The 15,642-nt window shown below is 66.3% G+C and carries 12 protein-coding genes; 5 read left to right on the top strand and 7 right to left on the bottom strand.

The features are described from left to right. Positions 1-257: 257 nt before the first annotated feature. From PX554_RS04320 to PX554_RS04335, 4 genes are read right to left on the bottom strand one after another with little or no spacing between them, the layout of a single operon-like run. Positions 258-3,347 (bottom strand): TonB-dependent receptor plug domain-containing protein, encoded by a 3,090-nt coding sequence (locus tag PX554_RS04320; RefSeq protein ID WP_275499280.1) that lies wholly within the window; start codon positions 3,345-3,347, stop codon positions 258-260. Between the two features lie 23 nt (positions 3,348-3,370). Beyond that, positions 3,371-4,927: an FGGY family carbohydrate kinase gene (locus PX554_RS04325; RefSeq protein WP_275499281.1), complete on the bottom strand. Its 1,557-nt coding sequence runs from the start codon at positions 4,925-4,927 to the stop codon at positions 3,371-3,373. Next, the gene (locus tag PX554_RS04330; protein WP_275499283.1) at positions 4,924-5,883 is read right to left on the bottom strand and encodes a transketolase family protein; all 960 of its coding nucleotides are present in this window, start codon (positions 5,881-5,883) and stop codon (positions 4,924-4,926) included. The genes PX554_RS04325 and PX554_RS04330 overlap by 4 nt, the downstream gene beginning before the upstream one ends. Next, a complete protein-coding gene (locus PX554_RS04335; RefSeq protein WP_275499285.1) occupies positions 5,880-6,749 on the bottom strand; it encodes a transketolase in 870 nt (289 codons plus the stop codon). Before PX554_RS04335 ends, PX554_RS04330 begins: the two co-directional genes overlap by 4 nt. A gap of 235 nt (positions 6,750-6,984) precedes the next feature. Between PX554_RS04335 and PX554_RS04340 the strand changes: the two genes are divergently transcribed. The 5 genes from PX554_RS04340 (at position 6,985) to PX554_RS04360 (ending at position 13,912) form a co-directional block, all read left to right on the top strand. Next, positions 6,985-7,809: a DeoR/GlpR family DNA-binding transcription regulator gene (locus PX554_RS04340; RefSeq protein ID WP_093220809.1), complete on the top strand. Its 825-nt coding sequence runs from the start codon at positions 6,985-6,987 to the stop codon at positions 7,807-7,809. Between the two features lie 62 nt (positions 7,810-7,871). Beyond that, on the top strand, positions 7,872-8,852 hold the full coding sequence (locus PX554_RS04345) for a sugar phosphate isomerase/epimerase family protein (RefSeq protein WP_275499288.1): 981 nt from the start codon (positions 7,872-7,874) through the stop codon (positions 8,850-8,852). 13 nt (positions 8,853-8,865) lie between these two features. Continuing rightward, on the top strand, positions 8,866-11,991 hold the full coding sequence (locus tag PX554_RS04350; protein ID WP_275499290.1) for an alpha-L-rhamnosidase: 3,126 nt from the start codon (positions 8,866-8,868) through the stop codon (positions 11,989-11,991). An 11-nt stretch (positions 11,992-12,002) separates the two neighbouring features. Continuing rightward, positions 12,003-12,671 (top strand): aspartate/glutamate racemase family protein, encoded by a 669-nt coding sequence (locus PX554_RS04355; protein ID WP_093220815.1) that lies wholly within the window; start codon positions 12,003-12,005, stop codon positions 12,669-12,671. Continuing rightward, positions 12,668-13,912, top strand: coding sequence for an MFS transporter (locus PX554_RS04360; protein ID WP_275499292.1), 1,245 nt, complete (start codon positions 12,668-12,670; stop codon positions 13,910-13,912). The genes PX554_RS04355 and PX554_RS04360 overlap by 4 nt, the downstream gene beginning before the upstream one ends. 136 nt (positions 13,913-14,048) lie before the next feature. Here the strand turns inward: PX554_RS04360 and PX554_RS04365 are convergent, their stop codons facing one another. From PX554_RS04365 to PX554_RS04375, 3 genes are read right to left on the bottom strand one after another with little or no spacing between them, the layout of a single operon-like run. After that, a complete protein-coding gene (locus PX554_RS04365) occupies positions 14,049-14,273 on the bottom strand; it encodes a hypothetical protein (protein WP_093220820.1) in 225 nt (74 codons plus the stop codon). A 22-nt stretch (positions 14,274-14,295) separates the two neighbouring features. Next, on the bottom strand, positions 14,296-15,132 hold the full coding sequence (locus PX554_RS04370) for a hypothetical protein (RefSeq protein ID WP_176787014.1): 837 nt from the start codon (positions 15,130-15,132) through the stop codon (positions 14,296-14,298). After that, positions 15,096-15,386 carry a hypothetical protein gene (locus PX554_RS04375; RefSeq protein ID WP_275499295.1) on the bottom strand — a complete coding sequence of 97 codons (291 nt, stop codon included), beginning with the start codon at positions 15,384-15,386 and terminating at the stop codon, positions 15,096-15,098. The genes PX554_RS04370 and PX554_RS04375 overlap by 37 nt, the downstream gene beginning before the upstream one ends. Positions 15,387-15,642: the final 256 nt, after the last annotated feature.

Raw genomic sequence — 15,642 nt, forward strand, 5'->3', positions numbered from 1 at the left:
ACCAGCGATGCCGCCGATGTCCTACGCGCGGTCTCCGCCATATTTCCGGTCTCGCTCTTTGACACTGTCGGCGCCAATATCGACGGCTCGTTCGCTGCCGCGCGGAGCGCCTGCCGCCCGCCGATGGACGCAAAAGTCACACGCCCACAGACCGTGGCTCGGGTAGGCAACGTTAACCATGTTTCGATCTCCCGCGCGGACGAAAAAAGGGCGGCGCGATCGCTCGCGCCGCCCGTGAGGTCAGACCGAACGGCCGCTCAGAACTTCAGCCGCACACCGCTGTAGAAGCGTCGGCCGATCGGATCATAGGTGCCAGCCGCCGTCTCGGTGCCGGTCACGCTGCCGGGCAGGCCGGTGATGACCCGCGGCGGCTGGGTGTCGAGCAGGTTGTTGACGCCGACGTAAAACTCGAATTGCTTCTTCACATGGAAGCGCACCTGCGTATCCAGATAGAAGGCCGCGCCGACCCGGAAATACTTCTTGTCGGGCAGCGATCCGTCGGCGAGCTTGAACAGCATCCGGTACTGATCGTCGAGGTACGACGCGCCGATATACTGGCCGTTGAACGTCACGCCGACCGCGTCGCTGTCATAGCTGAGCGAGAAGGCGCCCCGATCCTGCGGCGTGTTGATCTCGCCAAGCGTGGTATCATAGGCCGCGCCCGTCAGCGGCGTGCCGCCTTGCTTGAACAGATGCGTATAGCTGACCGAGAAGGTCGCCGCAGCATTGCCAAGGCCCCAATCGGCCATGTTCTGCCGATATGAGAAGGTCGTATCGAGGCCCTGCGTCAGCAGCCCGCCGCTGTTGACCAGCGCCGAATCTACCTGCTGGATCGACCCTGCGCTATACGGGCCGGAGCCGATCGCGCGGCGTGATACCAGCGAGCAGAACGTCGGATCGTTGTTCTGGTAGCATTGCTGGAGGATGTAATCGCGGCTGGTCCGCGCGATCGCTCCGTCGAGCTTGATGTTGTAATAATCGAGCGTCAGCGTGACGTTGCGCAACGCGTGGATCGAGACCGGATTGATCACCGCGCCGAGCGTATAGGTCGTCGCTTTCTCCTCGCGGATGTTCGGGTTGCTGACGTTGAGACCGCCGACACCCTGAAGATCCGATTGGTTGAGGATGAAGCTGCCGTTGGCGTTGATATTCGCGAGAACACCCGCGTTGGCGCGGCAGACCGTGCTGGTGGTGCCCGTGCTGGTGAGCGTGACGCCTTGGCACGGATCGTTGACCGACGAGATGCTCACCGCCGGCGCCGCATACAGCTCGCCGATATTGGGCGCGCGCACCGCCTTGGCATAGACGCCGCGGAAACGGATATCAGGCACCGGCGACCACTCGACCCCGCCATTATAGGCGTAAAAGGTGCCGACCGTGGAGTAATCCGACATCCGCACCGCACCGCGCACGGTGAGATTGTCGAAGAACGGCGTGTTGTGGATCAGCGGTACGACGATTTCGCCGTACACTTCCTTGACGTTGAAGCTGCCCGACGTGTTGGTCTGCTGGACATAGGCGTTGCGCGCCGCGATCGAGAGCGGATCGAACGTCTCCTCGCTCGACTCCCGGCGATACTCCGCGCCGACCGCGACCTGCACCTTGCCGGCGGGCAGTTCGAACAGCGAACCGGACAGGTTGGCGGCGGCGACTTCGAGCGTCTGCACCGCATCATGCGTCGATGTGGCGTTGAGATAGGCGATCGACGCCGGTGAGGCCTTGCCCGCGCCATAGACGTTCCACGGCACGCAGCCCTGTGCGCGCGCCTCGGCGCTGGCGCAGATCGCCTCGCTGGTGTTGCCGTTACCGTTCACGTCGTACACGTCCTGGATGACGTTGAGCGCCTGAACCGCACGGTCCTGGTTGATGAGCCCGGTCAACTGGCTGGAGACGCGAGTCTGGCCCCAATTGTACGACACGTCCCAGTCCCAATTGCTGCCGAGAGTGCCGTTGAGCCCGCCAACGAAGCGTAGGTTGGTCCGATCGAAAATCGCGAACCGCTGGCCGAACTCGGTGAGCCGGCGCGAGACCGCGACATCGCGGAAGCCGTCGCCGTTGGTGTCGGTCGCGACGTTGTACAGCCCCGCCGGCACCAGCGGGTTGCGCACCACTTGCGATTGCAGCGGGTTGTTGGGGTTGGTGACGAGCTGCTCGATATTGTACCGCCCGTTGCCCTGACGGAACAGCCCGAGCGATCCGGTCGGCACCAGCGGCGACGGCTCGAGCAGCCCGCGCGACTTGGTATTCGCATAGGTGCCTTCGAGATAGACGTTGATGCTGTCCGAAATCTGGTAATTGCCGCGCCCGGCGAACTGGCGCTTTTCGAGCGGGACCGAGATCTGGTCGTACGGGGTGCGATCGAACCCGTCGGTTGAGGCGTTGTACGGGCGCACGACGCCGGTCGAATCAACGATGTAGTTGCCAGTGCCGGCGTTGAACGTGCTGTCCGGCACCACGCTCGACTTGTTGGCACGCGCTACGAACAGGTTCTGAGCAGCGGTCAGATTGGCGTTGGTCAGCGCGTTGCTGCGCGTCGCCGCCCCGACGCTGGTCTGGTCGGTGACGCTGCGGCTGCGCGCGGCGGAGGAGACGCCGCCCTGTTTCTGCCACCCGCCGAACAACAGGATGTTGCCGCGATTGTCGTCGAAATTGTGCCCGATCGTCAGATCGACCGAATATTGGTCGTCGTCGCCCTTCTCGGAGATGCCGGTCTGCGCGTTGAGCACCACGCCTTCGAACTTCTTCTTGTAGATGAAGTTGACCACGCCGGCGACCGCGTCTGACCCGTACACCGCCGAAGCACCGCCGGTGAGCACATCGACACGCTCGATGAACGAACTCGGGATCATCGACAGATCGACCTGCGCGGTGCCGGGCACACCCGCCACCACGCGGCGCCCGTCGATCAGCACGAGCGTGCGATTCGCGCCGAGGCTGCGCAGGTTGATCGTCGAGGTGCCGGCGCTGAGCGCACCATAATTAGAGGTGTTGCGCGATTGCCCGGGCACGCCGAACGCGGGGTTCTGCTGGAGCACTTCCTGGATGTCGAGCTTGCCGGTGCGCTGGATATCCTCCGACGTGACCGCCTGCAGCGGCGACGGCGAGGTGAGCGTCGGGCTTTTGATGCGCGAACCGGTAACGATGATCGTCTCCGCGGTCTCCGTGTCGATCGCGGCCGCTCTTTCCGCGGGCGTCGTGGCTTGCTGCGTTGCCGGCAGCGCACTTGCCGGCGCGGCTGTGTCCTGCGCGTGTACGGTGCCGGCGGCGAACGCCGTCACCATCCCCGCGCTGGCGAGAAGCGCACCCTTGCGCACGCCCCGGCCGGTTCGTCTGATAGTGCCTTTCATGTCCCTCATCCCCTTTTTGATTGTTATTGCGCTTCGGAAACGGATCCTTCCCTGTGCGATGCTGGCATCGCCTCGGACCGGTCGGAGCGAAGCGCCGCCCCGGCCATGTCGGTGATCGGATGAACCGCGCGCGCCACCGCGTTGCGCCACTGCTGGCGGACGGCGTTGCGCCGCTCGGCTGGCATCGCGGGCGCGAACGTGTCGGCGTCGCGCCGCGTGGGCGGCTCGCTCCACCCGAGGGCCGCGGCAGCCATGCGCGCCGCGCCGAGCGCGCTCGCCTCCGCCACGCGCGGGCGGATGATCGGGCGGTCGAGCAGATCGGCGAGCAGTTGGATCAGCAACGGGTTTCGCGCCGCGCCGCCATCGACAAGCAGTTCGGGTAGCCTGGTGCCGAGATCGGCGTCGATCGCATCGAGCACGTCGCCGATCTGAAGCGCTATCGCCTCGAGCGTCGCCCGCGCGATATGCGCCGGCCGCGTCGAGAGCGACATGCCCGAGATGGTACCGCGCGCGCTGGTACACCAATGCGGCGCGCCGAGCCCGCCAAGCGCCGGCACGAACACCACGCCATCGCTGGTCTCGACGCTCAACGCGAGTTCGGTCAGCGCCGCTTCGTCGGCAAGGCCGAGCAGCGCGGTGGTGAACGCAGCGGCATGCCCTGAGACCGAGATGTTGCCCTCGAGCGCGTGCTGAGTCACGCCGCCGCGGCGCCAGGCGATCGTGCTCGACAGCCCGTGGCGCGAATGAACGCGCCCCGCCGTAGCCACCATCAGCGAGCTGCCGGTGCCGATGGTCGCCTTGCCGAGCCCGGGCGTATCGACCCCGTGGCCGAACAGGGCGGCATGGCTGTCGCCCAGCATGGCGTGGATCGGCGTTCCCGCCGGCAGCGCGGTCGCGCCGGGGGCGACATCGCCGAAGTGGCTGTCCGACGGGCGGATAGCGGGCAGGATCGCAAGCGGGACGTCGAACAGCCGCGCGAGTTCATCATCCCAGCCGAGCGTATCGAGATTGAAAAGGTGCGTACGCGAGGCGTTGCTGAAATCGGTCGCATGCACCGCGCCGCCGGTGAGGTTCCACAGCAGCCACGTATCGATCGTGCCGCACCGGATTTCGCCGCGCGCGGCTCTTACGCGGGCGTCTGGGACCGAATCGAGCAGCCACGCGATCTTCGCTGCTGGAAACAGCGGATCGAGGCCGAGGCCGCTGCGCGCGACAATGGCCGCTTCGGCACCCGCTCCGCGCAGCGTGGCGAGCCGCTCCGCCGAGCGCTGGCATTGCCAGACGATCGCGGGGGCGAGCGGACGGCCGGTTGCCGCCTCCCATAGCACGACCGTCTCGCGTTGGTTCGAGATGGCGAGCGCTGCCACCTCGGTGTCCGGCGCGGCGGCGTGAACCTCGCCGATCAGCGCAGCAACCGCTTCCCAGATTTCGGAGGCGGATTGTTCAGCCCAGCCTGCGCGCGGATAGGTGACGCGCATCGCGCGCGACCGAGAGAGCAGCACCGTCCCATCGGGCGCGACGAGCAGCGCCTTGGTGTTGGTGGTGCCCTGGTCGATCGCAAGGATGGCGTGGCGGGTCATCGGCCTGCCTTGGCGTCCAGCAATTCGCGCGCCGCGCCGGCAATGCCGGCTGCGTTGAGGCCGAAATGCTCCATCAGCCACGGGGCGGACCCGGTCGGCGCGAAACCGGGAAAGCCGACCATCCGCATCGGTACGGGCGCGTGCCGCGCGCAATATTCCGCGACCGCGCCGCCGAGACCACCCCGCGACAGCCCCTCCTCGGCGGTGACGATCGCGCCCGTGGCAGCGGCGGCAGCGAGCGCGGCCTCATCAATCGGCGCGACCGTCGCCATGTTGACGACGCGCGCCGCGATCCCCTCGGCTGCGAGCGCGTCGGCGGCGGCCAGCGCGTGATGTACGAGCGTCCCGTTGGCGATAATCGCGAGGTCGCCGCCCTCACGCAGCGTCTCGGCCCGTCCGATCGCGAACGTCGAATCTGCCCGCGCAAGCTCGGGCACCGGCATGCGGCTGACCTTGATATATACCGGGCCGTCGAACGCCGCCGCGGCCTTGATCGCCTCGGCGGTCTGCCATGGATCGGCGGGAACGATCACCGTCAGCTTGTCGATCGCGCGCAACCAGGCGACATCCTCGATACTGTGATGGGTCGCGCCGAGTTCGCCATAGGCGACGCCACTCGAGATGCCGCAGAGCTTCACATTGGCCTGGCTGTACGCGCAGTCGACCTTGATCTGCTCCATCGCGCGCGCGGTGAGGAAGCATCCTGCGCCGCTGACGAACGGAATCTTGCCGCCGTTGGCGAGGCCGGCGCCGACTCCCACCATATTCTGCTCAGCGATGCCGACGTTGATGAGCCGATCGGGGAAGCGTTCGCGGAAGGCGCCGAGCTTGGACGACCCGACCGAGTCGTTGACCACCGCAACGATGCGCGGATCGGCTTCGGCAAGCTCGCGCACCGCGCGGACATAGGCGTCGCGGCAGTCGAACAGGCCGGGCGCAGAGCTGGAAGCGCTCATGCCGACAGTTCCGCCAGCGCCTGCGCATATTGCGCGGCGTTGGGAACGCCGTGGTGCCAGCCCGCCTGATTTTCCATGAAGCTAACGCCTTTGCCCTTGATCGTATTGGCGATGATGCAGCGCGGCCTGTCGCGCGGCGCAGCGGTATCATCGAACGCGGCGAGCAACGCGGCGGGATCGTGCCCATCGACCTCGACCACATCCCACCCGAACGCCCGCCATTTGTCGCCGAGCGGTTCGAGCTGATTGGTATCCTCGGTGCCCGCGCCCTGCTGCAAGCGGTTCCGATCGACGATCACGGTGAGTTTGCCAAGGCCACGGTGGCCGGCGAACATCGCCGCCTCCCACATGCTGCCTTCTTGCAACTCCCCATCGCCGGTCAGCACGAAGACGCGGTATTCCGATCCGTCGATCTGCCCCGCCACCGCTATGCCGACACCGACCGGAAAACCGTGGCCAAGCGGCCCGGTGTTGGTCTCCACGCCCGGCAGGTACGTGCGGTTGGGATGGCCGTTCAGGCGCGACAGCGGCTTCAGATACGTATCGAGTTCCGCCTCCGCGAAGAAGCCCGCCCCGGCCAGAGCAGCATAGAGCGCGCCCGTACAATGGCCCTTGCTCATCACGAAACGATCACGCTCCGGCGCGGAAGCGTCGGTGGGGTCGATCCGAAGAATATCGAAATAGAGGCTGGCAACGATGTCGGTCGCCGAGAGGTCGCCACCGGGATGCCCCTGGCCAGCATCGACGATCATGCCGAGAAGCCGCCGGCGCATCCAGTTGGCGCGTTCGCGGACATGCGCCACGCGCGCCTCCGTCGTGCCCGCACCCATGCCGCCAACTGGCCGAAGCTGTTCCGATGATGCCATTGTGCCCCTCTCCTGCGCTGCTGAATACCGCAGCCCTCGCGCAACCGCAAGCTGTTTGCTTTCGATTTTTTACGTTTTAAAAGTTTACAGAAGACTATTTGACAGAAACCGAAACGAGAAGCTAACAGGTCGCAAGGCATGGCCGGCGTGGTGTTGCCGGTCCTTCGGAGTGATGATGTCAAAAACGGTCGGTCTGGACTTGCTATACGAGCGCGACCACGCGGATAGTCGTGCCATGCAACGCTCCCGCACCCCGCTCGACAGCACCCAGCCCAACAGCGCAGCCTCGCAATCGCGCGCGCTCGGCGAAACCCGGCGCCACAAGATCCTGGAATGGCTCCGCGAACAGGGCAGCGCCCGTGTCCGCGAACTGGCGCACGCCTTTTCGGTTTCGGAAGTCACCGTTCGGCAGGATCTCGAAAAGCTGGAAAGCGATGGTCACATCGTACGCGAACATGGTGGCGCCTATCTCAAGTCGGTGCGCCAGCAGGTCCGTGCGATGGCGCTCCAGCATCTCGACAATATGGACGCCAAGCGCCGCATCGGTCGCCGCGCCGCCGCGATGATCGGCGACGGCGAGACGATCATCCTCGATTCTGGGTCGACCACGACGGAAGTCGCCGCAAACATCCTCGGCCACCGCGACATGACAGTCATCACCAATGCGCTCAACATCGCGCTGATGCTGGGCGCGGAGCCGGGGTTCGAAGTGCATGTCAGCGGCGGCCAATTCAAAGCCCCGACCTTGTCGCTGAGCGGCGAGCGCGCCGCCGAATCGTTCCGCGGCATGTTCGTCCAGAAACTGTTCCTCGCCACCGCCGGCTTCGATCTCGACGCCGGCCTCACCTACCCTGCGCTGTCCGACATCGCGGTGAAGCGCGCGATGATCGACGCGGCGGAGAAGACCATCCTCGTTGCCGATTCGAGCAAGATCGGCGCGCGCTCCTTCTCCGCGCTTGGCGGGATCGAGCTGGTGGACATCCTCATCACCGACGAAGGCATCCGGGATGCCGATCGCGCGGTGATCGAACGGGCGGGCGTCGAAGTCATCATAGCATAATCCGCCGGAGCGGCGCCTTCGCGCGTCCTGCTTTCCGGCACCATTGGGAAGAGGACGAACGAGTGAGCAATCAACGCTACGGCGCAGGCATCTGGCATTTCGCGACCTATGTCGATCGGTATGCGACCGACGGCTATGGCGCGCCACGTTCGCTGATCGAGATGATCGATCTGGCAGGCCAGGTCGGCGATCTGTCGGTGGTCGATATCAATTATCCCTTCCCAGGCGGCGAGACCTCGCTGGAGGCGATCGGCACCGCGCTGGAGCGCAACAACCTGTCGGTGATTGGCATCACGCCCGAGATCTACACGCGCCAGTTCGCCAAGGGGGCGTTCACCAATCCCGATCCGGGCGTCCGCCGCCTGGCCAACGAAATGTGCAACGACGCCGCCAATATCGTGCGGCATTTCGGCGCCGATTATGTGAAGCTGTGGCCGGGGCAGGACGGCTGGGATTATCCGTTCCAGGTCGATCACCGCAAGCTGTGGCGGATGAGCGTCGAAGGCGTCGCCGAACTCGCCACGCAGAACCCCGATCTCAAGTTCGTGATCGAGTACAAGCCGCGCGAGCCGCGCAACCATATGAGCTACGACAGTGTCGCACGCACCTTGCTCGGCATCGAGAAGATGGGCGTGCCGAACGTCGGCATCCTGCTCGATTTCGGTCATTCGCTGTACGGTGGCGAGAGCCCGGCCGATGCGGCGCAGCTCGCGATCGATCATGGCCGGCTGTTCGGCATGGACGTCAACGACAATCTGCGCGGCTGGGACGACGATATGATCGCCGGCTCGGTCCACCCGATCGAATTGTTCGAATTCTTCTATACGCTGCGCAAGAACCGTTGGGAGGGCGTGTGGCAGCTCGACCAATTCCCGTTCCGCGAAGATTCGGTGGCGGCGGCACAATCGGCGATCGGCTTCCTCAAGGCGATCGAGCGCGCGCTCGACACGCTCGATTTCGAGGCGATGCAGGCCGCACAAGACCGACAGGATGCGGTCGGTGCGCTCAAACTGGCGCGCGAGGCGCTGTTCTCCTCCTACTGAATCAGGACGTCTGATGCGCGTCGTCGATCTCCGTACCGAATACATCACACGCCCGCTTGGTATCGAAGCGGCGCGCCCTCGCTTGTCCTGGCGCGTCGAGGCGACCGTGCCCGGGGTCGTGCAGACGCGCTACCGTATCCGCGCGGCGGCCACGCGAGAGGCTCTGGCGACGGGCGATCTGCTGTGGGACAGCGGCGGCGTCGACTCCGCCGCGAGCGTCGACATCGTATGGGACGGCCCAACGCTCGCGCCCATGCGACGCATTTGGTGGGACGTGGAGGTCTGCACGAACGACGCGACGTCACGGTCGGAGCCGACATGGCTCGAGACCGGGCTCCTCTCGCCCGACGACTGGCGCGGCGACTGGATTGAGGTCGAGGATGACATCGCCGCCGCCGACCGCAAGGCGGCCCTGGCATGGGTGTGGAGCGAAACGGCACTCGACGATCGGCCACACGCCTTCCGGCTCGACTTCGACGCACCGGCCGACCTTGTCCGCGCGGAGGTTCTGCTTGCGGGCAAGGACCATCTGCGCGGCGTGTGGATCAACGGCACCGCAGCGCCGCTCGATTGGCCCTTCGACTGGACTACCGAACTGCCGTTCTGTGGCACGCTCGGAGTGTATCGCGGCGAGGTGAAGCCGGGCGGCAACAGCATCTGTGCTCTGGTTGAGGCCGATACCACCGGCTTCTTCCCGGTCGATGGTGGCGCGTTCGCGGCGTTGATTCGGCTGTGGCGCGCGGACGGCAGCGTGGACCGGATCGTCAGTGGCGGCGGCTGGCGCGTGAGGCCCTCGCCGCCCGAGGGCTGGATCGAAGCCGCTTTCGATGCCACCGATTGGGCGTCTGCCCAGCGAAGCGGTGCAAACGTCCACAATGATCCACGTCCGCCCGAGCCGGCGATGCAGGTGCGAACGCGCTTCAGTGTGGATCGGCCAGTTACAAGCGCGCGGCTCTACGCCACCGCGCTCGGCGCCTATAATGCGCGAATCAATGGCGCCCCCGTGTCGGATGCGATCCTCGCGCCAGAGATCAGCGTGGCGCGCGATCACGTGCTCTATCAAGTCCATGACGTCACCGATCGTATCGTGCCGGGCGAGAACGTGCTGGCGGCACTGGTGGGCGACGGCTGGTATGCCAGCGCGTTCGGCTGGCGCATCGAACGCTACGGCTTCGGCCCTGCGCCGCGCCGGCTTCGCGCGGCCTTGCGGCTCGATTATGCCGATGGCGACAGTGATTGGATGACGACCGGCCCCGACTGGCGGATCGCGCCATCGGCGATCGTCACGTCCGAAATCTACGACGGCGAGACGTATGACGCGCGGCTGGAAACGCCGGGCTGGGACACGCCCGGCTTCGACGCCTCGGGCTGGCAGTCCGCCAAGATCGGCGAAGCGCCCGGCACGCGGCTGGTCGCGCAGATCGCACCAGCACTGGAACGGACCGGAACGCGCACGGCGGTCCGCGTAGATGTACCGGCGCCCGGCCGATACGTGTTCGATTTCGGTCAGAACACCTCTGGCTGGGTCCGCATCACCGCGACGGGTTCGAGCGGAACGACGATCACCGCGAAGTTCGCCGAATTGCTCTACCCCGACGGGACGGCCGATCTATCGAACCTGCGGCTCGCCAGAGCGACCGACCGTTTCACGCTGGCCGGAACCGGCCGAGCCGAAGTGTTCGAACCACATTTCACGTACCACGGCTTCCGCTATGTCGAAGTCGAGGGCTTCCCCGGCGTACCGACCGCCCAAGACATACTTGGCATCGTCGTTCACAGCGCCTGCCGCGAGACGGGCACGATGACCTTCCACGATGCGCCGCTGCTTCAGACGATCTGGAACAACGGGCTGTGGAGCCAGCGTTCGAACTTCTTCGCGGTACCGACGGATTGCCCGCAGCGTGACGAGCGGATGGGCTGGATGGGCGACATCCTCGTCTTCCTCGATGCGGCCGCGTTCAACATGGAAGTCGATCCGTTCATCCGCCGCTTTCTGCAAGAAGCGCGCGCGGCGCAGCGGCCCGACGGCGCCTATCCGATCGTGGTGCCGCAACCGCAATCCTTCCCCGACGTGGTGACCGCGGGATGGAGCGAGGCGGGCATCGTGCTGCCCTGGCTGCTGTGGCAGCGTTATGGCGATACCGCCGTGATCGACGAGAATTGGAAGGCGATGGAACGCTGGATGGCGTATGTCGCCGACCGCAATCCCGATCACGTCTGGCGCGACGGCCGCGGACTCGATCTCGGTGACTGGCTCTCGGTCGATGCGATCAAGCCCGATGACGAGACCACGCCGCGCATCCTGTGCGCGACCGCTTTCTGGGCCTGGGTAGCGCGACAGATGGCGGATATGGCCCAGGCGACCGGACGGACCACCGCGTTTCGACGCTATCGCGAGTTGCGCGCGAGGATCGGCGCCGCCTTCCTAGCCGAATTCGTCGCGGAGGATGGTACGGCCGGCAACGGCAGTCAGACAAGCCAGGTGCTCGCGCTCTACATGGATCTCGTGCCCCCAGATCTTCGTCCATTGGCGGCACGCCGCCTCGCGGACGACATCCGCGTACGCGGAATGAAGCTTTCCACCGGCTTTCTCGGTACCCCGTACATCCTCGATGTGCTCGCCGACGCCGGGCTGCACGATGAGGTCGCCGGCCTGCTGCTTCAGACGGGGTATCCGAGTTGGGGCTATATGGCGTCCAAGGGCGCGACGACGATGTGGGAGCGCTGGAACGGCGACACCGGCGATCTGTCGATGAACAGCTACAACCATTACGCCTTCGGCGCGGTGATCGGCTTCTTCTACCGCCGCCTCGCCGGCATCGCACCCGCCGCGCCCGGCTTCACGCGAATCGCGGCCCGGCCTTTGTGGTATCCGCGGATCGGTCGGGTGTCGGCGCGCTACGAATCGTGCATGGGGCTGATCGTCACCGAAACTGGCGGCGATGCGAGCGGCCTCGCACGATTCCGGCTCACGATCCCCGCCAACACCGTTGCCGAGGTCGAACTGCCCGACCGCGAGTGGCGCGAGAGCGGCCACTTGCTCGTCAACCATCCCGAGGTCCGCGCGCTGACTCGCGGCGATCGCATGATCCGCTTCGAGATCGGCTCGGGTGACCATCATTTCACGACTCCCGCCTGAGAGGATATTCCGTGCCGACGCTTGGCCTCATCCACAATTCGCCGGTGCTCGCGCCGATTTTCAATGAGATCGCGGCGCGGATCATGCCCGACGTGCGCATCCTGCACTTCGTCGATGAAAGCACGATCAAGAATACGATCGCCGCCGGCTATCTCCAGAAGGCGACCAAGCGGCAGGTGATCGGTCTGGTCGGCTCGGCGTTCAACGCCGGGTGCGACGCGGCGCTCGTCACCTGTTCGTCGATCGGCCCGGCGGTGGACATGGCGGCTGAGCTGTACGATCAGCCCGTGCTGCGCGTCGATCGGCCGATGGCGGAGAAGGCCGTCGCGATGGGTAGCCGGATCGGCGTGGTCGCGACGCTGACGACCACGCTCACGCCGACCGCCGATCTGGTGCGGCTGGTGGCGCAAGAGCAGGGCCGGACGGTCGAGATCGTCGAGCACGTCTGCGATGGCGCCTTCGCGGCGGTGATGGCAGGAGACGGCGCGACTCACGACCGCATCGTCGGCGAGGCGCTGACCGACGCGATGCGGGGCATGGACGTCATCATCCTCGCGCAAGCCTCGATGGCGCGGGTCGTCGCGGCCTTGCCCGAGGGAGCGCTGCCGGCGCCGGTGCTCTCCAGCCCCGAACTCGGCATGGCGCGCGCGAGGGATCTGCTCGCGGGCCTCGCGCAGTGAAGAAACGGCGCATCGTACTGGGCTTCCTCGCGACGCTATCGGTCATCACCTTCATCGACCGGCTCGCGATCGCGGTGACGGGGCCGACGATGCAGAAGGATCTGAACATCAGCCCCGCGCAATGGGGCTGGGTGCTGAGCGCCTATGTAATCGCCTATGCGGTGTTCGAAGTGCCCTCGGGCGCGCTCGGCGATCGGCACGGTTATCGTAAGGAATTGTCGCGGATCACGGTCTGGTGGTCGGTGTTCACGGCGGCGACCGCCTTGTGCCGCAACTTCTGGCAGCTCGCCAGCGCGCGTTTCCTGTTCGGGCTTGGCGCGGCCGGCGCGTATCCGAACATGTCGGGCGTGCTCTATCGCTGGTTGCCGGCGCGGGAGCGGGCGCGCGGACAAGGCGTGATCTGGGCCGCGAGCCGGCTCGGCGGCGGGCTGGCACCGTTGCTGCTGGTGCCGGCCAACGCGATGTTCGGTTGGCGGGCGGTGTTCGCGATCCTCGGCGCGCTCGGCTTCGTCTGGGCGATCGCGTGGTGGCGCTGGTTCCACGACCGCCCCGAGGCGCAGCCCGGCATCACCGCGGAGGAAGTCGCCGAGATCGGCGGCGATGCCGGCGCGGCGCATTCGGGGACGCCGTGGCGGCGGCTGCTGGCGTTGCCGCAGCTCTGGCTGATCGCGGCGGCCTATGGCTTCTATGCGTTCGGGAGCTGGTTCTTCTTCGGTTGGTTCCCGACTTGGATGGTGAAGGGCGCGGGCTTCACCGTCGGCGAGATGGGCGTGTACGGATCGATCCCGTTCCTGCTCGGCATCGTTGGCAACCTCGCGGGCGGCATCTTGTGCGATCGGCTCGCCGAGCGGATCGGCATCCGGCGGGCGTACAGCCTGATCGCGGCGGTGTGCCTGACGATCACCGCTGCGCTGCTGGTGGCGATGAGCCTGGCGGCGGGGAAATTCACCATCATCGTCCTTGCGGGGGCGGCGTTCATGGTGATGGACCTGATGCTGCCGGCGGCGTGGGCGATGTGCATGGCGATCGGCGGGCGGTGCGGCGGCACGGCGAGCGGCGTGATGAACACCGCGGGCAATATCGGCGGCTTCGTCTGCTCGGTCGCGTTCGGCTATGTCGTCGCGGCGACGGGGAATTACGATCTGCCGTTGCAGGGCGTGGCGGCGATGGTGCTGATCGCGGCGGGCATCTTCGCGTTCATCGACTGTACCAAGGGACTCGGCGCCGATAGCGGGGCGTGAAAGATGGCTAACGTCGCGCAGAGGCAGCGCGGTCGGGGCGCGTGGCTTTTGGGCCGGCGGGAGAGGCATTCGAGCGGCGCGCGACCGGCAGTGTGGCAGGTTTCGGGCGTGTAGGACAGGCCCGATGCCGCGCGCGTCAGCCCGGCGCCTTGGGGCCGGCGATCGGATCCTTGGTGGCTATCATCACGTAGAAATCGGCCTCCGCACCGCTTCGCCACACGACGCCGTCCTCGCTTTCGCGCGCGAGCACGACCTGGTCGGTCGGGCCGATCACCATGACGGTATAGTCGTTGGCGTAATTGACGGCCATCGCGTCGGCGGCGGCCTTGTCGGCATAAGCGAGTATGACGGTTCGGGACATCACATGGCTCCTGCGCAGGGGTTCAGGGGATGGTCCAGGCGGCGAAAGCGGCGTCGAACGCCGCCTTCCTCGCGGTGTAGAACGGTCGATAGGGATCGTTCTCGGTCACGGCCTTCCGGCACGGATCGACCGCGGTGCAATCGTCGGCGACACCCACGCTCGTCGCGCCCGCCGCCGCCTCGAACGCCTTCATCTTGGCGCCGAGCTGGCGCGGGTCGGTAAGCGTGATCTTGGCGAGCAGCCCGTCGCGGAAGGCGGAATAGGCGTCGCGCATCGCCACGCCCTTTGTGAAAGCGGTCTCGCCGCCGAACAACGCCGCGAGGGTGGCAGGCTCGGGCGGCCCCTTCCTGGCGGCCTCCTTGGCGGCGTCTCCCACCGCGACGACCGAGGCCCCGCCGGTGTAGGCGAGGATCTGCGCCGCCATGCCGGTCGCGAAATATTGCGCGAGACCGCCCTTCCCGCTCGATCCGTCCACGCGCGCCCCGGCATCGAAGGTCGCGCCGAAGCTGGCGAGCACCGAATAGCTGTCCTGCGCCTCGCCCTTCATCGCCACGAGCGAGCAGGGATGGACCGCAAAGCCGGACCCGCCGACGACCGTCACCGGCGTGGTCAGATCGCACGGTTTCTGGGTGTGGCCGTCGTCCGCGACGTTGGCGACGAGCGGCATGACCACCGCCTCCTGCCGCGAATAGCCGATGTTGACCTCGGGCACGCTGGTCGGGCTGGTGCCCGCGCGAATGCCGAAATGCGTGTTGGTCCCGAACAGCAAGGTGTTGCTGTGACGCGTCGATTGCACGCAGCCGCCCGCGAGGGCGACCGCCGTCAGTGCCGCAAACTTCCGGTATAATCCGCCACGCATGCGTTCCGCCCCTCCAGCGCCCGCAGCACCTCCGCCGCGTTGCGCGCCTCCACGCCCGACCGGATCACGACGAGAAGCTGACATTTGGCCGGATCCGCTTCGACCCAAGTGTCAGAACGCCAACCGAGCCAGGGGCCGCGATGCCAGCCCGCCCCCGCCGTCTTCACGGAATACGCCACAAGGTCTCCGGCTCGATCCGGCACCGTCACACGCACCACGCCGAGGTACACCCGGCTTTCACCCCGATCGGCCACCTGCACGCTCGTACAGCCGCAGAGCGCCAACGCCACGCAGATGACACCCCGCAGAACCGATCCCCCCGAGTCGCACATCAAGAGTAACACACTGACCAAGCTCGTCGATATGGGCCACGATACTATGACACGACTTTAGCGCCGATACGGGTATTCCACGGTATCACGATCCGCTACTCGCCCTATTCGGCATGGCATCGGGCACGGAAATGGGCCTGCTTGGATCAACCTTGGCGCGATGCGCGCGGCCCGTTCG

It is taken from the genome of Sphingomonas pollutisoli, assembly GCF_029167165.1.
In the GTDB taxonomy this organism is placed as follows: domain Bacteria; phylum Pseudomonadota; class Alphaproteobacteria; order Sphingomonadales; family Sphingomonadaceae; genus Sphingomonas; species Sphingomonas pollutisoli.